This is a genomic window from Streptomyces sp. NPDC002784 (assembly GCF_053592135.1).
In genome coordinates this window covers 174,729-197,083 of sequence record NZ_JBSFVD010000011.1, presented here as the reverse complement: position 1 = coordinate 197,083, position 22,355 = coordinate 174,729, and the positions used below count along the sequence as shown (strand labels likewise).

21 protein-coding genes and 1 riboswitch are annotated in these 22,355 nt (G+C 73.5%); of the genes, 12 read left to right on the top strand and 9 right to left on the bottom strand.

Going from position 1 to position 22,355, the window contains the following annotated elements; genetic code table 11:
• Positions 1-17: 17 nt before the first annotated feature.
• From ACWD1Z_RS21045 to ACWD1Z_RS21035, 3 genes are read left to right on the top strand one after another with little or no spacing between them, the layout of a single operon-like run.
• Positions 18-1,058, top strand: coding sequence for an AAA family ATPase (locus tag ACWD1Z_RS21045; protein ID WP_389418547.1), 1,041 nt, complete (start codon positions 18-20; stop codon positions 1,056-1,058).
• A complete protein-coding gene (locus tag ACWD1Z_RS21040) occupies positions 1,058-2,422 on the top strand; it encodes a DUF58 domain-containing protein (protein ID WP_451120655.1) in 1,365 nt (454 codons plus the stop codon). Before ACWD1Z_RS21045 ends, ACWD1Z_RS21040 begins: the two co-directional genes overlap by 1 nt.
• Entirely contained in the window at positions 2,419-4,788 is a 2,370-nt protein-coding gene (locus tag ACWD1Z_RS21035; protein WP_451120653.1) for a transglutaminase TgpA family protein, read from the top strand. Before ACWD1Z_RS21040 ends, ACWD1Z_RS21035 begins: the two co-directional genes overlap by 4 nt.
• A 79-nt stretch (positions 4,789-4,867) precedes the next feature.
• On the opposite strand, the gene ACWD1Z_RS21030 is transcribed toward ACWD1Z_RS21035, so the two are convergent.
• The 3 genes from ACWD1Z_RS21030 to ACWD1Z_RS21020 all read right to left on the bottom strand — a co-directional run bounded on the left by ACWD1Z_RS21030 (position 4,868) and on the right by ACWD1Z_RS21020 (position 7,014).
• Complete coding sequence (locus ACWD1Z_RS21030; protein ID WP_389418544.1) at positions 4,868-5,257, bottom strand: DUF3040 domain-containing protein; 390 nt, start codon at positions 5,255-5,257, stop codon at positions 4,868-4,870.
• A gap of 279 nt (positions 5,258-5,536) precedes the next feature.
• The gene (locus ACWD1Z_RS21025) at positions 5,537-6,307 is read right to left on the bottom strand and encodes a methyltransferase (RefSeq protein WP_451120651.1); all 771 of its coding nucleotides are present in this window, start codon (positions 6,305-6,307) and stop codon (positions 5,537-5,539) included.
• 143 nt (positions 6,308-6,450) lie between these two features.
• Complete coding sequence (locus tag ACWD1Z_RS21020; protein ID WP_451120649.1) at positions 6,451-7,014, bottom strand: SAV_6107 family HEPN domain-containing protein; 564 nt, start codon at positions 7,012-7,014, stop codon at positions 6,451-6,453.
• 162 nt (positions 7,015-7,176) lie between these two features.
• On the opposite strand from ACWD1Z_RS21020, the gene ACWD1Z_RS21015 reads away from it, so the two are divergent.
• The 5 genes from ACWD1Z_RS21015 to ACWD1Z_RS20995 all read left to right on the top strand — a co-directional run bounded on the left by ACWD1Z_RS21015 (position 7,177) and on the right by ACWD1Z_RS20995 (position 13,158).
• Complete coding sequence (locus tag ACWD1Z_RS21015; RefSeq protein ID WP_451120647.1) at positions 7,177-7,917, top strand: ATP-binding cassette domain-containing protein; 741 nt, start codon at positions 7,177-7,179, stop codon at positions 7,915-7,917.
• Positions 7,889-9,973 carry a YhgE/Pip family protein gene (locus tag ACWD1Z_RS21010; RefSeq protein WP_451120645.1) on the top strand — a complete coding sequence of 695 codons (2,085 nt, stop codon included), beginning with the start codon at positions 7,889-7,891 and terminating at the stop codon, positions 9,971-9,973. The genes ACWD1Z_RS21015 and ACWD1Z_RS21010 overlap by 29 nt, the downstream gene beginning before the upstream one ends.
• 23 nt (positions 9,974-9,996) lie before the next feature.
• Positions 9,997-10,626, top strand: coding sequence for a TetR/AcrR family transcriptional regulator (locus ACWD1Z_RS21005; protein WP_389418539.1), 630 nt, complete (start codon positions 9,997-9,999; stop codon positions 10,624-10,626).
• A gap of 384 nt (positions 10,627-11,010) precedes the next feature.
• Positions 11,011-11,628, top strand: a complete 618-nt coding sequence (locus ACWD1Z_RS21000) for a DUF4126 domain-containing protein (RefSeq protein ID WP_451120643.1) — start codon at positions 11,011-11,013, stop codon at positions 11,626-11,628.
• Between the two features lie 30 nt (positions 11,629-11,658).
• Complete coding sequence (locus ACWD1Z_RS20995; protein ID WP_451120641.1) at positions 11,659-13,158, top strand: phytoene desaturase family protein; 1,500 nt, start codon at positions 11,659-11,661, stop codon at positions 13,156-13,158.
• A 38-nt stretch (positions 13,159-13,196) separates the two neighbouring features.
• On the opposite strand, the gene ACWD1Z_RS20990 is transcribed toward ACWD1Z_RS20995, so the two are convergent.
• The 6 genes from ACWD1Z_RS20990 to ACWD1Z_RS20965 all read right to left on the bottom strand — a co-directional run bounded on the left by ACWD1Z_RS20990 (position 13,197) and on the right by ACWD1Z_RS20965 (position 18,012).
• Positions 13,197-14,144 (bottom strand): SCO2102 family sporulation regulator, encoded by a 948-nt coding sequence (locus ACWD1Z_RS20990; protein ID WP_451120640.1) that lies wholly within the window; start codon positions 14,142-14,144, stop codon positions 13,197-13,199.
• Positions 14,145-14,200: 56 nt separating this feature from the next.
• On the bottom strand, positions 14,201-15,124 hold the full coding sequence (gene metF / locus ACWD1Z_RS20985; protein WP_389418535.1) for a methylenetetrahydrofolate reductase [NAD(P)H]: 924 nt from the start codon (positions 15,122-15,124) through the stop codon (positions 14,201-14,203).
• A gap of 110 nt (positions 15,125-15,234) precedes the next feature.
• The gene (gene thiE / locus ACWD1Z_RS20980) at positions 15,235-15,882 is read right to left on the bottom strand and encodes a thiamine phosphate synthase (protein ID WP_451120639.1); all 648 of its coding nucleotides are present in this window, start codon (positions 15,880-15,882) and stop codon (positions 15,235-15,237) included.
• A 74-nt stretch (positions 15,883-15,956) separates the two neighbouring features.
• Complete coding sequence (locus ACWD1Z_RS20975; RefSeq protein WP_351981965.1) at positions 15,957-16,328, bottom strand: Rv2175c family DNA-binding protein; 372 nt, start codon at positions 16,326-16,328, stop codon at positions 15,957-15,959.
• A gap of 83 nt (positions 16,329-16,411) precedes the next feature.
• Positions 16,412-17,629: an NAD(P)/FAD-dependent oxidoreductase gene (locus ACWD1Z_RS20970; protein ID WP_451120637.1), complete on the bottom strand. Its 1,218-nt coding sequence runs from the start codon at positions 17,627-17,629 to the stop codon at positions 16,412-16,414.
• Between the two features lie 32 nt (positions 17,630-17,661).
• Positions 17,662-18,012: a hypothetical protein gene (locus tag ACWD1Z_RS20965; RefSeq protein ID WP_451120635.1), complete on the bottom strand. Its 351-nt coding sequence runs from the start codon at positions 18,010-18,012 to the stop codon at positions 17,662-17,664.
• Between the two features lie 52 nt (positions 18,013-18,064).
• Positions 18,065-18,176, top strand: a riboswitch (TPP riboswitch).
• On the opposite strand from ACWD1Z_RS20965, the gene thiO reads away from it, so the two are divergent.
• From thiO to pknB, 4 genes are all read left to right on the top strand, one after another.
• Positions 18,174-19,331: a glycine oxidase ThiO gene (gene thiO, locus ACWD1Z_RS20960; protein WP_451120633.1), complete on the top strand. Its 1,158-nt coding sequence runs from the start codon at positions 18,174-18,176 to the stop codon at positions 19,329-19,331. It overlaps the preceding riboswitch by 3 nt.
• Positions 19,328-19,528 (top strand): sulfur carrier protein ThiS, encoded by a 201-nt coding sequence (gene thiS / locus ACWD1Z_RS20955; RefSeq protein ID WP_451120631.1) that lies wholly within the window; start codon positions 19,328-19,330, stop codon positions 19,526-19,528. Before thiO ends, thiS begins: the two co-directional genes overlap by 4 nt.
• 3 nt (positions 19,529-19,531) lie before the next feature.
• Positions 19,532-20,326, top strand: coding sequence for a thiazole synthase (locus ACWD1Z_RS20950; RefSeq protein ID WP_451120629.1), 795 nt, complete (start codon positions 19,532-19,534; stop codon positions 20,324-20,326).
• A gap of 94 nt (positions 20,327-20,420) precedes the next feature.
• Positions 20,421-22,352, top strand: coding sequence for a Stk1 family PASTA domain-containing Ser/Thr kinase (pknB, locus tag ACWD1Z_RS20945; RefSeq protein WP_451120627.1), 1,932 nt, complete (start codon positions 20,421-20,423; stop codon positions 22,350-22,352).
• The last annotated feature ends 3 nt before the right edge of the window (positions 22,353-22,355 follow it).

Below are 22,355 nucleotides of genomic sequence, written 5' to 3'. Positions count from 1 at the left end.
GGGCCGAGGAGGGCCGGGTGACGACCTATGACGATCGAGCGAGCCTCACTGATCTGACCGCCACCGTCGAGCGTGTCCGCAGTTCGGTGGAGGGAGTGATCGAGGGCAAGCCCGAGGTCGTACGGCTTTCGCTGACCGTGCTGCTCGCCGAGGGACATCTTCTGATCGAGGATGTCCCCGGCGTCGGCAAGACAATGCTGGCCAAAGCGCTGGCACGGTCGATCGACTGTTCGGTACGGCGTATCCAGTTCACCCCTGACCTGCTGCCCTCGGACATCACGGGTGTGTCCATCTGGGACCAGCAGCGCCGGGACTTCGAGTTCAAGCCGGGCGCGATCTTCGCGCAGATCGTGATCGGCGACGAGATCAACCGCGCCTCGCCCAAGACCCAGTCCGCGCTGCTGGAGTCCATGGAGGAGCGCCAGGTCACCATCGACGGGCAGACCTATGAACTGCCCAGCCCCTTCATGGTGGTGGCCACCCAGAACCCGGTCGAGATGGAGGGCACCTACCCGCTGCCCGAGGCCCAGCGCGACCGCTTCATGGCCCGGGTCTCCATCGGCTATCCGAGCCCGGAGGCCGAGCTGGAGATGCTCGACATCCACGGCGGGGTGAACCCGCTGGACGACCTGCAGCCGGTGGCGCACGCGCACGAGATCGTCAAGCTGATCGACGCCGTCCGCGGTGTGCATGTCGCCGAAGCGGTGCGGCGCTACGCCGTGGACCTGGTCGCCGCCACGCGTACCCACCCGGACCTCAGACTCGGCGCCTCCCCGCGCGCGACGCTGCATCTGCTGCGCGCGGCGAAGGCGTCCGCCGCGCTGAGCGGCCGGGAGTACGCCCTGCCGGACGATGTGCAGGCACTCGCCGTGGCCGTGCTGGCCCACCGGCTGCTGCCCACCGCCCAGGCACAGCTCAACCGCCGTACGTCGGAGCAGGTCGTCCAGGAGATCCTGCAACGCACCCCGGTGCCCGCCGCCCCGCAGCAGCAGAGCGGCTTCGGCGGCCTCGGCCGCGGCGCCCCGGCGTATCCCCAGCAGCCGCCGCGGAGGCTGTGATGAGCACCGGGGGGACGGGGCAGGCGGAGGCGGACCGGGATGAGCAGGGCGGGATGCGCACCGCGCTGTCCGGTCTGACCACCCGCGGCCGCTCCTTCCTGGCCGCCGGGGTGGCGGCCGCGGTCTGCGCGTACGTCCTCGGGCAGAGCGACCTGCTGCGGGTGGGGCTGCTGCTCGCGGTGCTGCCCCTGGTCTGCGCGACCGTGCTCTACCGCACCCGCTACCGGGTCGCCGGCAGCCGCCGGCTCTCCCCCGCGCGCGTGCCCGCCGGCAGCGAGGCCCGGGTCCATCTGCGGATGGACAACGTCTCCCGGCTGCCCACCGGCCTGCTGATGCTCCAGGACCGGGTCCCCTACGTCCTCGGCCCGCGCCCCCGCTTCGTGCTGGACCGGGTGGAGGCGGGCGGCCGCCGCGAGGTGTCCTACCGCGTCCGCTCCGACCTGCGCGGCCGCTATCCGCTCGGCCCGCTCCAGCTGCGGCTGAGCGACCCCTTCGGGATGTGCGAACTGACCCGGTCCTTCTCCACGTACGACACCCTCACGGTGATCCCGCGCGTGGAGCCGCTCCCCCCGGTACGGCTCAGCGGCGAGGCCAACGGGTACGGCGACGGACGGCAGCGCTCGCTGGCGCTGGCCGGCGAGGACGACGTGATCCCGCGCGGCTACCGCTACGGCGACGATCTGCGCCGGGTGCACTGGCGCTCCACCGCCCGCTACGGCGAGCTGATGGTGCGCCGCGAGGAGCAGCCGCAGCGCGCCCGCTGCACGGTGCTGCTGGACAGCCGGGACCTGGCCTTCCAGGGCGCGGGCCCGGACTCGGCGTTCGAGTGGGCCGTGTCCGGCGCGGCCTCCGTCCTCGTACACATGCTGGAGCGGGGCTTCTCGGTACGGCTGTTGACGGACACCGGCAGCTCGGTGCCCGGCGAGGGCGCCGACGGGTTCGCCGGTGCCAGCCAGGAGACGGCGGACGCGGCCGGGCTGATGATGGACACCCTCGCGCTGATCGACCACTCCGACGGCACCGGCCTGTCCCGGGCCTACGACGTGCTGCGCGGCGGGAACGAGGGGCTGCTGGTGGCGTTCTTCGGCGACCTCGACGAGGAGCAGGCGGCGGTGGCCGCCCGGATGCGCCGGCGCAGCGGGGGTGCGGTCGCCTTCCTGCTGGACAGCGACACCTGGGTGCGGGAACCGGCCGGCGTGGCCGGTGCGCCGGACCAGGGCGGGGAGCGGCTGCGGATGCTGCGCGAGGCGGGCTGGACGGCCCTGAGCGTGCCGCGGGGCGCTTCGCTGGAGGAGCTGTGGCGGCAGGCGGACCGTGAGCGCACGGGCGTGGTCGTCGCGAGTGGTGGGGAGGGACCGGTATGAGCGGGCGGGCACGACTGGCGCTGTGCGCCGCCGTGGCCACACTGGCCGCGGCCTGCGCCCTGCTGCCGCTCGTCGAGGAGCCCACCTGGCTCTTCCAGGCCCTCTTCCTGCTGGCCGTGCAGACCGGCGTGGGCATGGCGGCCCGCCGGGTGCCGCTGGCCCGGGCGCTGACCGTCGCCGCGCAGGCCCTGGTGACCCTGCTGCTGCTGACCCTGGCCTTCGCCCGCGAGCAGGCCCTGTTCGGGCTGGTGCCGGGCCCCGGGGCCTTCGCGCACTTCGGCGATCTGCTCCAGACGGGCACGGACGACGTCGGGCGGTACGCCATCCCGGCGCCGCTGTCCGACGGCATCCGGCTGCTGCTCGTGGGCGGTGTGCTGGTCATCGGGCTCGCGGTGGACATCCTCGCGGTGACCTTCCGCAGCGCGGCCCCGGCCGGGCTGCCGCTGCTCGCGCTGTACTCGGTCGCGGCGGGCCTGTCCGACGGCGGCGCCGACTGGCTGTGGTTCCTGGTCGCGGCGGCCGGCTATCTGATGCTGCTGCTGGCCGAGGGCCGGGAACGGCTCGCGCAGTGGGGCCGGATCTTCGGCGGCACCCCGCGCACGCCGGGCGGCGCCGTCGCGCCGGTGCGCGCCGGGCGGCGGATCGGCGTGGTGGCCCTCGGCATCGCCCTGGTGGTGCCGCTCGGGCTGCCCGCGATGAATGGCGGCCTGCTGGACGGCGCCGGGACCGGGGTGGGCTCCGGGCCCGGGGGCGGCGGCACCATCTCCGCGGTGAACCCGCTGGTGTCGCTGCGCGACAGCCTGAACGTGGACGAGGACCGCCAGGTCCTCTCCCTGCGCACCAGCACCGACGACCTGTCCAACATGTACTTGCGGATCGTCTCCCTGGACGACTTCGACGGCACCACCTGGAAGCCGTCCAAGCGGAACATCACCTCGGTGCCGCGGGAGTTCCCCACCCCCATGGGGCTCGGCCCGGACACCGAGCGCGCGGAGATCGAGACCCGGATCTCGGCCGCGAACTGGTACGCCCAGGACTGGCTCCCGATGCCCTACCCGCCGAGCGGCGTGGACATCGAGGGCAACTGGCGCTACGAACCGCTCGGCATGACCCTCGTCGGCGACCACGGCCAGAACACCCGCGGGCTGACCTACACGGTGCGCAGCCTCGACGTGCAGCCGACCGCGGAGCAGCTCGCCGACGCGCCGGAGCCGTCGGCGGCCATCAAGCGGGAGTTCACCGAGCTGCCCTCGTCGCTGCCGGAGGAGGTGGCGCGGACCGCGCGGGAGGTCACCGACGGCGCGGCCGGCCCCTACGAGCAGGCGGTCCGGCTCCAGGAGTACTTCGCCGTCACTGGCGGCTTCCAGTACGACACCGAGGTGCAGGTCGGCAGCGGCTCCTCCGCGATCGTCCGGTTCCTGCGGGACAAGCAGGGCTTCTGCGTCCACTTCTCCTTCTCGATGGCGGCGATGGCCCGCTCGCTGGGCATACCCGCCCGGGTGGCGGTGGGCTTCGCGCCCGGCACCCCGCAGGGCGACGACACGGTGTCGGTGGGCCTGAAGGACGCCCACGCCTGGCCCGAGCTGTACTTCGAGGGCGTGGGCTGGACCCGCTTCGAGCCGACCCCGACCCGGGGCTCGGTGCCGTCGTACACCCAGACGGAGGCGCCCGGCAGCACCCTGCCGGACGTGGGGCGGCCGACCCGGTCGGCTAGCTCGGCCCCCAGCGCGGCGCCCTCGGAGAGCGAGAGCTGCGCGGCGGGCGGCAACCCCGAGCTGTGCGCGGGCGAGGCCCCGCAGGCCGCGCTGGCCAAGGACGACGACGGCCCGAAGTGGTACGTCGCCCTGGCCTGGTCCCTCGCCGGACTCGCGGCCCTGCTGATCCCGCTCGCGCCGCTGCTGTGGCGGCTGCGCACCCGGGCGGTACGGCTCGGAGCGCACGGCCGCGGCGAGGCGGACACGGCGCCGCACGTCCTGGCGGTCTGGCAGGAGCTGACCGACACGGCATGGGACTACGGGATCGCGCCGGACGAATCGCAGACCCCGCGCAAGGCGGCGGCGCGGATCGTCCGGCTGGGACACCTCGACCCGGAGGCCGCGGCCGCGGTGCACCGGGTGGCCTACGCCGTGGAGCAGGTGCTGTACGCGCCGCGGCCGACTCCGGTGGCGGGGCTCGCGGCGGACGTCCGCCGGGTGGTCGCCGCCCTGCCGACCACGCTCAGCCGGGGCACCCGGGTTCGAGCATTGTTCCTGCCGCGTTCGACCGTGCGTGTGGTGTGGGCGGCGGCCGGATGGTGGGCCGGGGTCAAGACGCGGGCCTCCGCGGCCCGGCCGCCGGTGGGCAAGCCCTCGGGGCAGCGGGGCTGAGACCCGCGCGAGAGCGCGCGTGAGGGGGCGACCACCCTGGGGTGGTCGCCCCCTCATACGGGAGCTGCGGGTCGTAGCGCTAGTGGCCCTGTTCGTCGCGGCGCCGCTGCCAGCGCTGCTCGATACGGTCCATCATGGAGCGCTTGGTCCGGCCCTGAGGGCTGGCCTGGGGACCGCCTGCCGGCTGTTCACCCGGCTTGGGGGCCTTGCGCCAGCCGGTCACCGCGAGAACCGCACAGCCCAGCATGACCAGGAAGCCCACCACGCTGAGCCAGACCTGCTTGGCGACCATTCCAGCCATGAGGAGCGCGATACCCACGAGGAAGCCGGCCACCGCCTGGTACACCCGGCGACGGGTGTACGTGCGCAGCCCGCTTCCCTCAAGCGCTGTCGCGAACTTGGGATCTTCGGCGTACAGCGCTCGCTCCATCTGCTCGAGCATGCGCTGCTCGTGCTCCGAGAGCGGCACGGAGTCCTCCTCATCGTGCAGTCGCCGGGGCGACCCGGGGGGTCCCTTAAGGATAGGCAGGGAATCGCCCCCGTGAAACCCGCCCCTCTACGCCAATTGGCCAACCGGGATCCCGCCATGGACGTCCCGGCCCGCTGAGGTCTGCATTCCCCAGAGGCCGACCCGTCATGCCGGGCGGTCTCCCTCGATCATACGGCGCTGAGCGCCCGATCGGGGGGCCTGTGGCGTACTCCATGTGCAGCCAAGTACCTGATCAGCGGCGCGCCCCCAGGAGCCGGCTCACGCCTCGACGGTCCCTCGAGTCTCGCCGAGCACATGGAGCTGGGTGGCAACGGAGTGGAACGCGGGCAGCTCGGCCGCCGCCTCCTCCAGCTTCAGCAGCGCCTCCATGGCGCCGGGCTCGGTGTCCACCAGGACGCCGGGCACGAGGTCGGCGAAGACCCGGACGCCGTGCACGGCGCCGACGCGCAGGCCCGCTCCCTCGACCAGCGCGGTGAGCTGTTCGACGGTGAAGCGGTGCGGCATGGGATCGCCGGCGCCCCAGCGGCCGTTCGGGTCCTCCAGGGCCTGCTTGGCCTCCGTGAAGTGACCGGCGAGGGCGCGGGCGAGGACGGCGCCGCCGAGCCCGGCCGCGAGCAGGCTGAGGACGCCCTCGGGACGCAGGGCGGCCACGGCGTTGCGCACCCCTTCGGCCGGGTCGTCGACGTACTCCAGGACGCCGTGGCACAGCACCGCGTCGTAGCCGCCGCGCTCGACCACGTCGAGCAGGCCGTGGGCGTCGCCCTGGACGCCCTGGACCCGGTCGGCGACGCCGGCCTCGGCGGCGCGGCGCTCCAGGGCGAACAGGGCGTTGGGGCTGGGGTCGACGACGGTGACGCGGTGGCCGAGGCGGGCGACCTGCACGGCGAACCTGCCGCTGCCGCCGCCGGCGTCGAGGACGTCCAGCGCCTCCCGGCCCGTGGCCTTGACCTGGCGGTCGAGGGCGTCCTTGAGGACCTCCCAGACCACGGCGGTACGGAGAGAGGCGCGGGGTCGCATCGGGTCCGACACGGCTGTTGACTCCTCGGCGCGGCACCGCCTCTGGTACGGCGGAGCGATCGGGGTGCCGACCGGCCCGGAGTACCGGAGCGGGACGGCTTCAGGCGTGTCCCACCCTATTGCCTCCGGTGCCGGTCCTGGTCACCGCGGTGCCGTCACCCCGCGTCCGGAAAGCCGTGGCCCGGGGCCTCCCCCTCCTCGTGGTCGGTGTCCTGGCGGGGCTGCGGCAGGACCGGCTGGAGGACCAGCATCCGCTCGACGAGGCGCAGGAACATCGCCACGTCGCGTATCAGGTCGTCGGCGTCCCGGCGACTTGCCGCGCCCTGGATGCCCGCCTCGGCCCGGGCGCGGCGCCGGGCCCCCGAGGCGAACAGCGCGCTCCATTCGGAGAGCTCGGGCGCTATCTCGGGGAGCACTTCCCAGGCGCTCCGGATGCGGGCCCGGCGTCGGGACGTGGGCTCCGGGCGTCCGCGCGCGGCGAGGACGGCGGCGGCGGTGCGCAGGGCGGCGAGGTGGGCGGTCGCATAGCGCTCATTGGGGGTCTCCAGGACGGCGGCTTCGTCGAGTCCGGCACGGGCCTGGGCGAGCAGGTCGAGGGCGGCGGGCGGGGCCGTGGCCCGGCGGAGCACGGGGTGCACATCGCTCGCCGGGCCGGTCAGTGAGGGGGCAGGGCCGGTGGCGCGGCGCCGGCGGGCGGCGGCTGCGTGGTAGCTGGCCATGACGAACCTCCTGTCGTCGTGTAACGGCGATGGGTGCCGTATGTGCCCATCGTGAGGTATGGCACTGACAATCCGTTCTGACCTGGGCTTTTGCCTCGATCGACAGTTCGGGCTAGTTTTTGCACTGACCAGTCAGTTCAAAACCAGAGGGGTGGGGGAACCGTGGCCGGAGTCGGCGTCACGGTCCGGGGCCTCGGTCTCGAAGGGCCCCGCGGATGGGCGTTCCGCTGGGTCTCCTTCGAGGCGGAGCCGGGCTCACTGATCGCGGTGGAGGGGCCGTCCGGATCCGGGCGCACCTGTCTGCTGCTCGCGCTCACCGGACGGATGAAGCCCACCGAGGGCACCGCCACCGTGGGCGGGGCCGGGCTGCCGAAGCAGCTGTCGGCGGTACGGCGGTTCAGCGCGGTCGCCCATGTCCCGGGCGTCACCGACCTCGACCCCGCCCTCACCGTCGCCGAGCATCTGCACGAGCGGGCGCTGCTCCAGCGGCGGTTCGGCGGCCCGTTGCGCGGGCTGCTGCGCCCGCGCGCGGAGCGGGTCGCGCTGACCCGGCTGCGGATGGAGCGTGCCCTGGCCGCCGCCGGGCTCGACCGGGAGGCCCTGCCGAAGGGCTCCAGGACCGCCGTACGCGATCTGGAGCGGGTGGAGGCGCTGCGGCTGTCCGTGGCGCTGGCGCTGATCGGTGAGCCGGGGCTGCTCGGCGTCGACGACACCGACCTCAAGCTCTCCGACGCCGAACGGGCCGAGGTCTGGGCGCTGCTCAGGTCGATCGCGCAGGCCGGGACCACGGTGGTGGCGGTGTGCAGCGAGGCCCCCGAGGACGCCGTCGCGGTGTCCACCGTGCCCCGGGACGAGACGGAGGAGGTGCCCGCCGATGCGCTCGCCGAAGCTGGCCGCGCTTGAGATACGGCGCTTCGGGCGCGGGAAGCTGCCGCGTGCCGCCCTGGTCGCGCTGCTCGTGCTGCCCCTGCTGTACGGCGCCCTGTACCTGTGGTCCTTCTGGGATCCGTACGGCCGTCTGGACCGGATCCCGGTGGCTCTGGTCAACGACGACAAGGGCGCGAAGGCCGACGGGAAGAAGATCACGGCCGGCGACGACATCGTGCGGGGCCTGCACGAGAGCGAGGTCTTCGACTGGCACGAGGTGAGCGCCGAGGAGGCACGCGCGGGCGTGGAGGACGGCAGGTACTACCTGTCGCTGACCCTGCCGGCCGACTTCAGCGGGCGGATCGCGTCCAGTTCGGGCGACTCCCCGGAGACCGGCGCCCTTCAGGTGCGCACCAACGACGCCAACAACTACATCGTCGGGCAGATCTCCCGGACGGTCTTCAGCGAGGTGCGCGACGCCGCGTCGACCAAGGCCTCGCGGTCCTTCCTGGACCGGATCTACATCTCCTTCTCCGACATCCACGGCGCGACCGTGAAGGCCGCCAAGGGTGCCGACAAGCTGGAGACCGGCATCGGGAAGGCCGAGAAGGGCTCGCGGGACCTCGCCGACGGGCTCAAGGACGCCAAGAGCGGCAGCGGCAAGCTGGCCAAGGGGCTGAAGAAGCTCGACCAGGGCGCGGGCGATCTGGAGGACGGCTCGAAGAAGGTCGCCGAGGGCACCCAGGCGCTCGCCGACAAGGTCAACACGGCCGCCGAGAAGGTGGGCCCGTTCCTGAAGGACAACGAGAAGGGCATCGGCGACACCGCCCAGCTCGTCGCCGACGCCTCCGGCGCGATCCGCGACAACCTCGACGCCCTGGTGGAGCGCGCGCCGTCGGCGGCCGAGGAGGCCCGCACGTCCGCCGACGACCTCGCGAGCGTCCACAAGGCGCGCTGCGAGGACGCCGCCCTGCCGGACACCGCCTGCGCGGACCTGAAGACCGCCCGGGACGCCGCCGCGGACGTGGCCGGCATCGCCGACGACGTCAACACGCTGATCGGCGACCAGGACGGCAACCTGGACAAGCTCGACAAGCACCTGGCCACCCTGGAGAAGCAGGCGCAGGCCCTCGCCGACCGCGCGCCCCGCCTCTCCGAGGACCTCGACGACGCCGTCACCAAGATCAACGACCTGAACGAGGGCGCCGCGAAGGTCGCCGCCGGTGCCGACAAGCTCCACACCGGCCTCGGCACCGCCCACACCGGGGCCACCGACCTGGACAAGGGCGTCGGCGACCTCAAGACCGGCGCGGGGGACCTCAAGGCGGGCCTGTACAAGCTCGTCGACGGCTCCGGGGACCTCTCGGACGGGCTGCACGACGGCGCCGGGCGGATCCCCGACTACGACGAGCGGGACCGCGACGAGCGCACCGAGGTGATGTCGGACCCGGTCCGGCTCGTCTCCGAGGACCTGCACAAGGCGCCGAACTACGGCACCGGATTCGCCCCGTACTTCATCCCGCTGTCCCTGTGGGTGGGCGCGATGGTGGCGTACATGCTGATCGCGCCGATGAACCGGCGTGCGCTCGCGGCGGGCGCCTCCGCGTGGCGGATCGCGCTGGCGGGCTGGCTTCCGGTGGTGGTGATCGGGGTGGCCCAGACGGTGGCCCTGATGTCGGTGCTGCACTGGGCGGTCGGGCTGCAGATGGCCCGCGCGGCCGGGACGGTGGGCTTCCTGTTCCTGGTGACGGCGTGCTTCGCGGCCCTCGTGCAGTGGCTGAACGCCCGCTTCGGGGCGGCGGGCCGGATCCTCGTCCTCGCCCTGCTGATGCTCCAGCTGACGTCCGCGGGCGGCACCTACCCCGTGCAGACCAGCCCGGGCTTCTTCAACGCCCTGCACCCCTTCCTGCCGATGAGCTATGTCGTCGAGGCCCTCAGAAGGCTCATCACGGGCGGCGGCCTGGGACCGGTCTGGCACGCGTGCGTGGTGCTCGTCGCCTTCACCGCGGGCGCCCTCGCGCTGACCGCCCTGTCGGCCCGCCGCCGCCAGGTGTGGACGCTCGACCGGCTGCACCCGGAGCTGACCCTGTGACCGCGCGCGGGACAATCGTGGCCATGGAAAGCAGCAGCGCCGCGTCGGGCGGCAGCACCCGCCGTGAGGCCACCCGGCAGAAGCTCTACGAGGCCGCCGTCACGCTCATCGCCGAGCAGGGCTTCTCCGCCACCACGGTGGACGAGATCGCCGAGCGGGCGGGGGTCGCGAAGGGCACCGTCTACTACAACTTCGCGAGCAAGTCCGTCCTCTTCGAGGAGCTGCTGCGGCACGGCGTGGGCCTGCTCGCCGCCTCCCTGAAGGAGGCGGCCGAGGGCACGGCCCGGGACGGCGGCAGCAAGGTGGACGCCCTGGACGCGATGATCCGCGCGGGGCTCGGCTTCATCGCCGCCTACCCGGCCTTCACCCAGCTCTACGTGGCCGAGCTGTGGCGCACCAACCGGGCCTGGCAGTCCACGCTCATGGTGGTCCGGCAGGACGTCGTCGCCGTGGTGGAGGGCGTGCTGCGCGACGGCGTGGCCAACGGCGAGTTCAGCGACGAGATCGACATCCCGCTGACCGCCGCCGCCCTGGTCGGCATGGTCCTGGTGGCCGCCCTGGACTGGCAGTCCTTCCAGCCGGAGCGCTCCCTGGACGACGTGCACGCGGCCCTGTCCCGGCTGCTCCAGGGCCGGGTCAGCGGCCGGGGCTAGGCCCGCGACGCCGGGGGGACCCGAACCGGGCATACGGAAGCGCCGGTCCGCGGTGGCAGCGTCCCCCGCGTGCCATGCGAACCGGCGCTTCCGCCGTACTCCCCCGTTCCCCCGTCGGCCCCCGTCCGGTCGTTCCCCCGGTTCCCCGTGTCTCGCTTCCGCCGACGCGCGGGCCGGCGGAAGGAGCGGATCCAGGGCGGCTCCGTTCCGGCGCCCCGTGTCGCCGGTGCCGGAGCCGGTCCCTTTCTCCGTGCCTCCACTGTCTCGTTCCCGCAGGTCGCGGCCCATCCGCGCGCGTACTCATCTCACCGGCTAGGTACGCGTACTCAGCCCTGCGTGCGCGGGCCCACACCGGGCCGCCGCCCACTGGTTACGATCGCGTCCGTGTCGGTACTCCCTCTGGTCTTCACCAGCGGCTGGGCCAGCGGCATCAACGCGTACGCGGTGGTGCTGCTCCTCGGCCTGTTCGGCGCGACGGGACTGAGCGAGGAGGTCCCCGAGTCGCTCCAGCGCCCCGAGGTGCTGATCGCGGCGGGCGTGCTGTTCCTGTGCGAGGCGGTCGCCGACAAGATCCCGTACGTCGACTCGGCGTGGGACACGGTGCACACCGTGATCCGCCCGGCCGCCGGCGCCTGGGTGGGCGCGCTGCTCGCCGGGCAGAGCGGGTCGCTGTCGGACGTGGCGGCGGGCCTGGTCGGCGGTTCCTCGGCGCTGGCCAGCCATGCCGTCAAGGCCGGGACGCGGATGGCGGTCAACACCTCCCCGGAGCCGTTCAGCAACGTGATCGTGAGCCTCGCCGAGGATCTCGGGGTCGCCGGGATCGTCACCTTCGCGATGTTCAACCCGCAGGCGGCCGCGGTCATCGCCGGTGTGCTGCTGCTCACCGGTCTCACCGTGCTGGTCTTCCTCGCCTCGCGGATCCGGCGGTTCCTGCGGCGCAGGGCCCAGCGGCGGGAGGAGAGACGGCTGGCGGCAGGGGCCGGCCCGCCTGCGCCGCCGTGACTGTCAGTGGTGGCGGATAAAGTCCCTGGCATGGCACGGATTGCGGTGATCGGCGCCGGGACGGGCGCGATGGCGGCCGCCGCCCGGCTGGCCGTCGCGGGCCACCGGGTGGCGGTGTACGAGCGTACGGAGACGTACGGCGGAGCGGTGCGCCGCTTCGAGCGGGACGGCTTCTCCTTCGACACCGGCCCCGGTCTGCTGACCCTGCCCGCCGTCTGGCGCGATCTGTTCGTCAAGACCGGCAAGGAGCCCCTGGAGGACTGCGTCGAGCTGGTCCAGGTCGACCCGTCCTCGCGGCATGTCTTCGCGGACGGCACCGAGGTGTCCCTGCCGAACGCCTCGCGCGCGGGAGTGGTCGCGGCCCTGGACGAGGCGCTCGGCGCGGGCGCGGGCGGGCGCTGGGGCGACTTCCTGGTGCGGGCCCGCGAGACCTGGGACCGCAGCCGCAGACCGCTCCTGGAGGAGCCCCTGTGGCCCAACTGGGAGGTGCTGGCCGGGCGCGAGCCCTATCCGGCGGTCCCGCACAAGCGTCTGCTGCGCACCCGCCGGGCCGCCACCCTCGCCGAGGTCGGCGCCTGGGAGCTGCGCGACCCCCGGCTCACCGCCCTGCTGGAGAGCCACGCTCTCGGGTACGGCCTGCATCCCGAGGCCGCCCCGGCGAGCGCGGCCGTGCTGCCGTACATGGAGCACGCCTTCGGCACCTGGTACGTCCTCGGCGGTGCCCGGGAGCTGGCGCGCGCGGTGCACGAGCGGTGCCTGGCCCGGAAGGTCGAGTTCCACTTCGGCGCCGAGGTGACCGGGGTACTGGAGAAGGACGGCCGGGCGGCAGGGATCGAGCTGGCGGACGGGACCGTGGCGCAGGCGGATTTCGTGGTCGGCACCCGGCCGTGGGGCCTGACCGGCCATCAGCTGTACGGGACGGCGGACGTCGGGCCCCGGCCCGAGGGGGCCGCCCCTGGCCGGGTCGTGGTCTGCCTGGCGCTGCGCGGGGCGCGCGAGGCGGGTGCCGCGCACCGGACGGTGGTGCACGCCCCGGACCGCAGGGCCGAGTTGGACGCCCTCGGGCGCGGTGAGCCGCCCGCCCGGCCGACGGTCCGCGTCGACCGCCCGGACGACCCCGCCCTGCGGCCCGACGAGGAGCACGAGTCGGTGGTCCTCACCGCGACGGTGCCCTCACGCACGGTGTACGACTGGGCCGCGCCCGGCGCCGCCGGCTCCTTCGCGGACCGGATGGCCGAGGCCGCCGAGCGGGCGGTACCGGGACTGCGCGAGCGGACGCTGTGGCGCGAGGTGCGTACCCCGGTGCACACCGAGGCGGAGACGGGCGCCGAGGGCGGCGGGGTGCCCGCGCCCGCGCTGGCCGCGGCGGAGGGAAACTTCCTGTACCCGGCCAACAGCACCCGGATACCGGGCCTGTTCGGTGTCGGCGGCTGGTCGCATCCCGGCGGCGGCCTGGCGCACGCGGGCATGTCGGGCGCGCTGGTCGCCGGACTGATCGTGGAGGGACCGGACTTCCGGGGCTCTCAGTGACAACGGGCCGCCGAAAAGGGGCGGGCCGCTAGAAGCCGCTAGAAGCGGTACTGCTCGTCGTACCCGCCCTGCTGCCCCTGGCCGCCCTGGTACGGGTACGGCTGCTCCGGCGGGAGTTCACCGCCGTAGGCGTCGTCGGTGTTGCGCTGCTGCGGGACCCACACACCGCCGGGCGGGGTGCCCTCGCCGGCGTAGGTGCCGGTGACGTACTGGTCCTGGGCGTAGTCCTGCTGGCCGTACTGCTGGCCGTAGCCCGCGTCGTAGGAGCCGCCGCCGTAGGTCTGGGTGCCGATGTAGGGGTCGGAGTAGGCGGCGTACTGCTGCTGACCGGTCGTGTCGTAGCCGTACTGCTGCTGGTCGTACCCGGTGTAGCCGTCGTAGCCGTAGCCCTGGTCGGTGCCCTGGGCCGTGGTGGCGTACTGGTCCTGGGGCTGGGCCGCCGCGTAGGAGGGGTCCGGCTGGGTGCCGTAGACGCCGTAGGAGCCGGTGTCGTCGGGCAGGGGCTGCGGCGCGTAGATCGCGGTGGTCTCGGCGGCCGAGGGCCCCGCCGGGCGGGCGGGCGTGAAGACGTCGTCGCGGTCGCAGGAGTCGTCCTGGCCGTAATCGGCGCGGTCCCGGCCGTAGCCGCCGTCGTCGCCGTAGTGGCCCTCGCCCGCTTCGAGGCCGGAGACCTCCAGGGTCGGGTCCTGGTGCTCCAGCTCGCCGCGGCGGCGCTTGGAGCCGGCCAGCGCCGGAGCGTTCACCGCCCAGCCGGAGGCGAAGCCGCGGCGGAACGACAGCGTGACGTAGGTCTGGCCGACCGCGAAGGCGGCGGCGCCCAGCCCGATGACGATCACGGACGGGATCAGCACCCCGAGCACCACGCCCAGGAAGCCGACGAAGGCGAGCAGCCGCCAGCGCAGGCGTGCCTTGTACTGCAGCAGCACCTCACCGAGCAGCCACAGCGCGACGATGCCGAACGCGATGTAGAGGACCGTCCAGCCCATGTACGCCCCTCTCCCAGTGGCCGTTACGCAGTGTGTCGTACACCGGTGCGGCCGGTCTAGGCCTGCGGAGGATGGTGCAGGCCCAGGTTCTCGTAGATCTCCAGGGTCGCCGTGGAGTTGTTCAGCGTGATGAAGTGCAGACCCGGCACTCCCTCGGCCAGCAGCCGTGCGCAGAACTCCGTGGCGAAGTCGATCCCAATGGAGCGTACAGCGGCCGGATCGTCTTTGGCTGTGAGGATCCGCTCTTTCAGGGCCGCCGGGAAGGCCGCGTTGGTGAGGGACGGGATCCGGTCCAGCGTCTTCACGCTGGCGATCGGCATGATCTCGGGGATGATCGGGGTCGGGCAGCCGGCCGCGTCGACCCGGTCGCGCAGCCGCAGATAGTCCTCCGGGTCGAAGAACATCTGGGTGATCGCGTAGTCCGCGCCGGCCCGGCACTTGTCGACGAAGTGCCGGACGTCCGTCTCCCACTCCGCGGAGCGCGGGTGCATCGCCGGGAAGGCCGCGACGCCCACGCAGAAGTCGCCGGACGCCTTGATCAGTTCGACGAGTTCGGCGGCGTAGGTCAGGCCCTGCGGGTGCGGGACCCAGTCGCCCATGGGGTCGCCGGGCGGGTCGCCGCGCAGCGCGAGCATGTTGCGGATCCCGGCGTCGGCGTACTGCCCGATGATGTTGCGCAGGTCCGCCACCGAGTGGTCGACCGCCGTGAGGTGGGCGATCGGGGTGAGCGTGGTGGTGGAGGCGATGGCCTCGGTCGCCTTGACCGTGCCGGCCCGGGTGGTGCCGCCCGCGCCGTAGGTCACGGAGACGAAGTCGGGCGCCACGGCCTCGACCCGGCGCAGCGCGTTCCACAGGTTCCGCTCACCCTTCGGGGTCTTGGGGGCGTAGAACTCGAACGAGTACGTCGTCTTGCCGGTCGCGAGCATGTCGCGCACGGTACGAGCGTGGTCCGACCTGGTGGATGCGGTGCCGAGGGCCATACCCGCAGGTTAGCCAGGGGGCGACGGTCCCCCAACCGGATGCCGGATATTTGCCCGAATTGTCGGGTTGTTGTCCAGTCCGTGGACAGACGGCGGCCCGGGAGGAGCGGCTACCCCTGCCGCAGCCGCTTGGCGAACTCCGCCGCCGCGGCGCCGGGGTCGTCCGCCTCCGTGATCGCCCGGACGACGACGACCCGGCGGGCGCCCGCTTCGAGCACCTCGTCGAGGTTGCCCAGGTCGATGCCGCCGATGGCGAACCAGGGGCGGCCGGTGCCGAGGGCGGCGGTCTGCCGGACCAGCTCCAGGCCGGGGGCATGGCGGCCGGGCTTGGTCGGCGTGGGCCAGCAGGGGCCGGTGCAGAAGTAGTCCACGCCCTCCTGGACCGCGGCGGCCCCGGCCTCGGACCACGCGTGCGTGGAGCGGCCGATGACGACGTCGTCGCCGAGGATCGCCCGGGCGGCCGGCACGGGCAGGTCGCCCTGGCCGAGGTGGAGGACGTCGGCCCCCGCGGCATGGGCGACGTCCGCGCGGTCGTTGACCGCGAGCAGCTTGCCGTGGCGCGCGCAGGCGTCGGCGAGGACCGCCAGGTGCTCCAGCTCCTCGGCGGCCTCCATGCCCTTGTCGCGCAGCTGCACGATGTCGACCCCGCCCGCCAGGGCCGCGTCCAGGAACTCGGCGAGGTCTCCCTGGCGCTTGCGGGCGTCCGTGCAGAGGTACAGCCGGGCGTCGCTGAAGCGGTCGCGTGCGGTGGCGGGCATACGTGTTCCCCCGTGCTCGGTGGTGTACGGGCCCCGGGCGCCCCGCGGCCCGTACACCGGGACTGTTGATCGGTTCAGACGGCGAGCGCCTGGGCGCGGCGCTTCACCTCCGTGCCGCGATTCTCGCTCAGGGCCTGTGCGGGGGTGCCGGGCAGGCTCTCGTCGGGCGTGAAGAGCCACTCCAGCATCTCTTCGTCGGTGAAGCCGTCGTCCCGGAGCAGCGTCAGGGTCCCGGCCAGGCCCTTGACGACCTTCTGCTCGGCCCCGTCGATGAAGGCGGCGGGGACGTGCAGCGCGCGGTTCTCACCACGGCGTACGGCGATGAGCTGGCCGTCCTTGACCAGCTGCCGCACACGCGTCACCTCGACGCCGAGCTGTTCGGCGATGTCGGGGAGGGTGAGCCAGGCGGGGACGAGAGCATCGATCTTTGCGTCAATCTCGGTCACGGAACCAAGCCTGCCATCCCGCACTGACATCAGGAAGCCAGGCCGCTCCGAGCCGGGACGCCGGGACGGTCCGGACAGGAGGCCTAGGCCGTCGCCTTCTTCAGGGGCCTGGCCGGGTCCTCCAGCAGGGCCGGGTCCATGCGGGTGCCCGATTCGATCAGGCGGCGCCCCTGGGCCAGGTCCCGGGGCCGGCCGACCGCGAGCAGGGCGATCAGGCGGCCCTCGCGGAGCCAGCAGACCGTCCAGGCGGGGCCGGCCGGGTCGCCGCGCCACACGGTGGTGTCGGCCGTCGCGTGGTGGCCGGCGTACTGGACGAAGCGGCCGAACTGCTCGGACCAGAAGTACGGGACCGGGTCGTAGACCAGGGGGGCCTCGCCGACGATGTCGGCGGCGACCGTGCGCGGGCCCTGCAGGGCGTTGTCCCAGTGGTGGACCAGGAGGCGCTCGCCGTAGCGGGCGGAGGGGAAGGAGGCGCAGTCGCCGACCGCGTACACGTCGGGCACCCGGGTGCGCAGATGGTCGTCGGCCACCACCTCGCCGTGCGCGCCGAGCACGACGCCGGAGCCGGCCAGCCAGGCGGTGGCGGGGCGGGCGCCGATGCCGACCACGACGGCGCCCGCGGGCAGCAGTGAGCCGTCGTCGAGGACCACCGCGCCGGGCTCGACGCGTGCCACGCGCGCGCGGGTGCGCAGATCGGCCCCGCTGTCGGCGTACCAGGCGGTCATCGGCGCGGCCACCTCGGCGGGCAGCGCGCCCGCGAGCGGCCGGTCCGCGGCCTCCACGACCGTCACCGAGCAGCCCGCCTCACGCGCGGCGGTGGCGAACTCGGCGCCGATCCAGCCCGCGCCGACGACCACGACGTCGTGCTGCCGGGCGAGTACGGGCCGCAGCCTCTCGGCGTCGTCGAGCGTGCGCAGCAGATGGACTCCGGGCACGCCCTCGGCGCCCGGCAGCCGGACCGGCTCGGCGCCGGTGGCGACGACCAGGACGTCGTAGGGAACCGGGCCCGCGGCGGTGTCCAGCTCGTGGTCGGCCGGGCGGACGCCCAGGACCTCGCGGCCGAGGTCGAGTTCGATGCCGAGTGCCTCGAAGTCCACGTCGAAGGCGGATCCCTCGGCCTTGCCGAGCAGGACGGCCTTGGACAGCGGGGGCCGGTCGTAGGGCTGGTGGGGCTCGGCTCCGATCACCCGTACCGTGCCCGTGAAGCCCTGTTCACGCAGGGCGACCGCGGTCTGCACGCCGGCCATGCCCGCGCCGACCACCACCACCCGCCGCTGCGACGTCGTCGTCTGCTCGCTCACCTGATCACCATAGACAACTGACAATCTGTCAGTCAGCTGTCATGCCGCGTGACCTGCTCCACAACACTGGTTCCCCGGCCCGGCTGGGACTCCCACTCCCAGCTCTCCTCCAGCCGCACCCGCCCGTCGGGCAGCTCCACGACCGCCGACACGCAGTGCCCGGACGAGGTGGTCCCGTCCCGCTTGAGCTGCACGTACCGGAAGTCCAGCCGGTCACCCGCGCGCGTGCCCACCAGATGCCCGCGTACGACATCGCCGCCCGCGTAATCGGCCCAGATCTCCCCGTCCTTCTCGTGGTAGGTGAAGCGGGTCCGCGTGCCCACCTGACCTGGGGCCTGGTCGGCGACAGGGGCGAGGACGAGGCCGTCGAGCGAGCGGGGCATGGGGCGAGGCTCCCTACAGAGGCGCGGAACGAGCGGTTAGGGTGGCCAACGTACAAGCACTCGCGGGAGCCCGGACGCACCGGGCTGAGAGGGAGGCTGGCGGCCTCCGACCGTACGAACCTGATCCGGGTCATGCCGGCGAAGGGAGGGGCTGGACGCCCATGTCGCCTACGCGTTCGTCAGACGTCCTCGTCCTCGGGGGCGGAATCATCGGCCTGGTCACGGCGTGGCGGGCCGCACAGCGCGGGTTCGCCACGGCCGTGGTGGACCCCGAGCCGGGCGGCGGCGCCGCCCAGGTGGCGGCCGGCATGCTGGCCGCCGTCACGGAACTGCACTACGGCGAGCAGACGCTGCTCGGCCTGAATCTCGCCTCGGCGCGCCGCTATCCCGCGTTCGCGGCCGAGCTGACCGACCTCACCGGACAGGACCTCGGGTACCGGCAGTGCGGCACCCTCGCGGTCGCGCTGGACACCGACGACCGGGCGCATCTGCGGGAACTGCACGCGCTGCAACGGGAGTCGGGCCTCGACTCGGAGTGGCTGTCGGGGCGGGAGTGCCGGCGGCTGGAGCCGATGCTCGCGCCGGGCGTGCGCGGCGGGCTCCGGGTGGACGGCGACCACCAGATCGACCCTCGGCGCCTGGCGCGGGCGCTGGTGACGGCCTGCGAGCGGGCGGGCGTGGTCTTCCACCGGGCGTGGGCGACGCGGCTGTCGGTGGTGCAGGGGCGGGCGGCCGGGTGCGTGACGGACGACGGCACCGTGCTCGGCGCCGGGCAGGTGGTCCTGGCGGCCGGCAGCCTCAGCGGGCGGCTGGCGGGCGTCCCGGAGGCCGTCCTGCCTCCCGTACGGCCCGTCAAGGGGCAGGTGCTGCGGCTGACCGTGCCGAAGCGGCAGGCGCCGTTCCTGAGCCGGACCGTCCGCGCGGTGGTGCGCGGCAGCCAGGTCTACCTGGTGCCGCGGGCCGACGGCGAGCTGGTCGTCGGCGCGACCAGTGAGGAGCTGGGCTGGGACACGACGGTGACCGCGGGAGGCGTGTACGAGCTGCTGCGCGACGCGCACGAGCTGATGCCCGGCATCACCGAGCTGCCGCTCACCGAGACCCGCGCGGGGCTGCGTCCCGGGTCCCCCGACAACGCGCCCCTGCTCGGCCCGACCGAGCTGGACGGCCTGCTGCTGGCGACCGGCCACTACCGCAACGGCGTGCTGCTCACCCCGGTCACCGGGGACGCCCTCGCACACGCCCTGGCCACCGGTGAACTCACCGACGAGGCCCGTCCCTTCAGCCCGAAGCGGTTCGCACGCACGGAGCAGCCCGTATGAACATCTCGGTCAACGGCGAGCGTCGGCGGATCGAGCCGGGCACGGCTCTCGACACGCTCGTGCACTCCCTCACCGCGGCGCCCTCCGGAGTGGCCGCCGCGCTCAACGAAACCGTCGTCCCGCGCGCGCAGTGGTCCTCGACGTCCCTCTCCGAGGGGGACCGGGTCGAGGTCCTGACCGCCGTCCAAGGAGGCTGACCCATGGCCGACGATGCCTTTGTCCTCGGCGGTACGTCCTTCTCGTCCCGGCTGATCATGGGGACGGGCGGCGCGCCCTCCCTGGAGGTGCTGGAGCGGGCGCTGGCCGCGTCCGGCACCGAGCTGACCACGGTCGCGATGCGGCGGGTGGACGCCTCGGTGCACGGCTCGGTGCTCTCGGTGCTGGAGCGGCTCGGCATCCGGGTGCTGCCGAACACGGCGGGGTGCTTCACGGCCGGGGAAGCGGTGCTGACGGCCCGCCTCGCGCGGGAGGCCCTCGGCACCGATCTGGTCAAGCTGGAGGTCATCGCCGACGAGCGGACCCTGCTGCCGGACCCGATCGAGCTGCTGGACGCGGCGGAGACCCTGGTGGACGACGGGTTCACGGTGCTGCCGTACACCAACGACGACCCGGTGCTGGCGCGGAAGCTGGAGGACGTGGGCTGTGCGGCGATCATGCCGCTGGGCTCGCCGATCGGCTCCGGGCTCGGGATCCGCAACCCGCACAACTTCCAGCTGATCGTGGAGCACGCGCGCGTGCCGGTGATCCTGGACGCCGGAGCCGGTACGGCCTCGGACGCGGCGCTGGCGATGGAGCTGGGGTGCGCGGGTGTGATGCTCGCCTCGGCGGTGACGCGGGCGAAGGAGCCGGTCCTGATGGCCGACGCGATGCGCCACGCGGTGGAGGCGGGACGGCTGGCGTACCGGGCGGGCCGGATTCCCCGGCGGCACTTCGCCGAGGCGTCCTCCCCGTCGGCGGGACGGGCGGTGCTGGATCCGGAGCGGCCGGCGTTCTGACCGGCCGTGGGTTGCGTCACAGGTCGGCTTCAGTCCCGCCACTGTCCCGGACGGAGAGCCGGCGGTGTCAGTCGCTGCTCGTACACTCGCCTGCGTGGATACGACCCTTCAGGACCCGCTGGTCGGGCAGGTGCTCGACGGACGCTACCGCGTCGAGGCGCGGATCGCCGTCGGTGGGATGGCCACGGTCTACCGGGCCGTGGACACCCGGCTCGACCGTGTGCTCGCGCTGAAGGTGATGCACCCCGGGCTCGCCGCCGACGGGACCTTCGTGGAGCGGTTCATCCGCGAGGCCAAGTCGGTCGCCCGGCTCGCGCACCCCAATGTCGTGCAGGTCTTCGACCAGGGGACCGACGGGTCGTACGTCTATCTCGCCATGGAGTACATCGCCGGCTGCACCCTGCGTGACGTGCTGCGCGACCGCGGGGCGCTGCAGCCGCGTGCCGCCCTGGACATCCTGGAGCCCGTCCTCGCCGCCCTCGGCGCCGCGCACCGGGCCGGGTTCGTGCACCGGGACATGAAGCCGGAGAACGTGCTGATCGGGGACGACGGCCGGGTCAAGGTCGCCGACTTCGGGCTCGTGCGTTCCGTGGGCTCGGTCACCAGCACCACCGGTGCCGTCCTCGGCACCGTCTCCTACCTCGCGCCGGAGCAGATAGAGCAGCCGGGCACCGCCGACGCCCGTGTCGACGTGTACGCGTGCGGTGTCGTGCTGTACGAGATGCTGACCGGCGAGAAGCCGCACGACGGGGACTCCCCCGCGATCGTGCTCTACAAGCATCTGCACGAGGACGTCCCGCCGCCGTCGGCCACCGTGCCCGGCCTGGCGTACGAGCTCGACGCGCTGGTCGCCTCGGCCACCGCGCGCACCCCTGACGTCCGCCCGCACGACGCGGTGGCGCTGCTCTCCGAGGCCCTAGCGGCCCGCGCCACGCTCAGCGAGGCCCAGCTGGACGCGCTGCCCCCGCAGGCCCTGTCCGCCGAGCACGACGGCGCCGAGGACCGCACGAGCGTGATCCCGCGCTCGCTGACGGTGCCGAGCCCGCTGCCGGTCGACGAGGACGAGGACCGGTTCCACCGCACCAGCCGGCTGGAGTCCGCCGCCCCGCTCCCGCCCTCCCCGGCCGGACGCCGGACGTCCCGGCGCGGCCCGTTCGCCCTGGTCGTCGCCGTGCTGCTGGTCCTCGGCGTCGGCGCGGGCGTCTGGTACATCAACTCCGGCCAGTTCACCCGGGTCCCGGCGCTGCTGACCCAGACCGAGGCGAAGGCCAAGGACCGGCTGGGGGATGCCGGTCTGGAGGTCGGCTCGGTCGAGCGCGCCTTCAGTGACACCGTCGAGCGCGGCCGGGTCATCAGCACCGACCCGGGCGTCGGCAGCCGTATCCGGCACAACGACGCGGTGAACCTGGTCGTCTCCAAGGGTCCGCAGGTCGTGGAGGTGCCCGACCTGGAGGGCTACCGGCTGGACAAGGCGGAGGAGCTGCTGAAGAGCGCGGGTCTGGAGCCGGGCATGGTCACCCGGGAATTCAGCGAGAGCGTCGCCCGTGGCTCCGTGATCTCCACCAGCCCCGAGGCCGGCACCGAGCGCCGCTCGGGCTCCGCCGTCGCGCTGGTGCTCAGCAAGGGTCGCCCGGTCGACGTTCCGGACGTCACCGGCGAGAGCCTGGAGGACGCCAGGGCCGAGCTGACGGAGGCGGGCCTGAAGGTGCGGATCGCCACGGAGGAGGTCACCTCGTCCGAGTACGACAAGGGCGAGGTCGCCGAGCAGACGCCGCAGGCCGACACCCAGGCCGTCGCGGGCGACACCGTGACGCTGACGCTGTCCAAGGGCCCGGAGATGATCGAGGTCCCGGACGTGGTCGGCGACAGCGTCGACGACGCCACGGCCGCGCTGGAGGCCGCGGGCTTCGATGTCGACGAGGACCGCGGGCTGCTGGGGCTGTTCGGCGACACGGTCGAGAGCCAGTCCGTGGAGGGCGGCGACACCGCTCCCAAGGGCTCGACGATCACCATCGAGATCCGCTGACAG

What these genes read in the sequence shown, in the direction of transcription:
- ACWD1Z_RS21035 (WP_451120653.1), top strand. Translation starts at nt 2,419, where the DNA reads ATGAGCGGGCGGGCACGACTGGCGCTGTGCGCCGCCGTGGCCACACTG.
- thiE (WP_451120639.1), bottom strand. Translation starts at nt 15,882, where the DNA reads ATGCCCGCCACCGCACGCGACCGCTTCAGCGACGCCCGGCTGTACCTC.
- ACWD1Z_RS20950 (WP_451120629.1), top strand. Translation starts at nt 19,532, where the DNA reads ATGGCCGACGATGCCTTTGTCCTCGGCGGTACGTCCTTCTCGTCCCGG.
- thiS (WP_451120631.1), top strand. Translation starts at nt 19,328, where the DNA reads ATGAACATCTCGGTCAACGGCGAGCGTCGGCGGATCGAGCCGGGCACG.
- thiO (WP_451120633.1), top strand. Translation starts at nt 18,174, where the DNA reads ATGTCGCCTACGCGTTCGTCAGACGTCCTCGTCCTCGGGGGCGGAATC.
- ACWD1Z_RS21010 (WP_451120645.1), top strand. Translation starts at nt 7,889, where the DNA reads ATGCGCTCGCCGAAGCTGGCCGCGCTTGAGATACGGCGCTTCGGGCGC.
- ACWD1Z_RS20995 (WP_451120641.1), top strand. Translation starts at nt 11,659, where the DNA reads ATGGCACGGATTGCGGTGATCGGCGCCGGGACGGGCGCGATGGCGGCC.
- ACWD1Z_RS21020 (WP_451120649.1), bottom strand. Translation starts at nt 7,014, where the DNA reads ATGGCCAGCTACCACGCAGCCGCCGCCCGCCGGCGCCGCGCCACCGGC.
- ACWD1Z_RS21040 (WP_451120655.1), top strand. Translation starts at nt 1,058, where the DNA reads ATGAGCACCGGGGGGACGGGGCAGGCGGAGGCGGACCGGGATGAGCAG.
- ACWD1Z_RS20990 (WP_451120640.1), bottom strand. Translation starts at nt 14,144, where the DNA reads ATGGGCTGGACGGTCCTCTACATCGCGTTCGGCATCGTCGCGCTGTGG.
- ACWD1Z_RS21005 (WP_389418539.1), top strand. Translation starts at nt 9,997, where the DNA reads ATGGAAAGCAGCAGCGCCGCGTCGGGCGGCAGCACCCGCCGTGAGGCC.
- metF (WP_389418535.1), bottom strand. Translation starts at nt 15,124, where the DNA reads ATGGCCCTCGGCACCGCATCCACCAGGTCGGACCACGCTCGTACCGTG.
- ACWD1Z_RS20965 (WP_451120635.1), bottom strand. Translation starts at nt 18,012, where the DNA reads ATGCCCCGCTCGCTCGACGGCCTCGTCCTCGCCCCTGTCGCCGACCAG.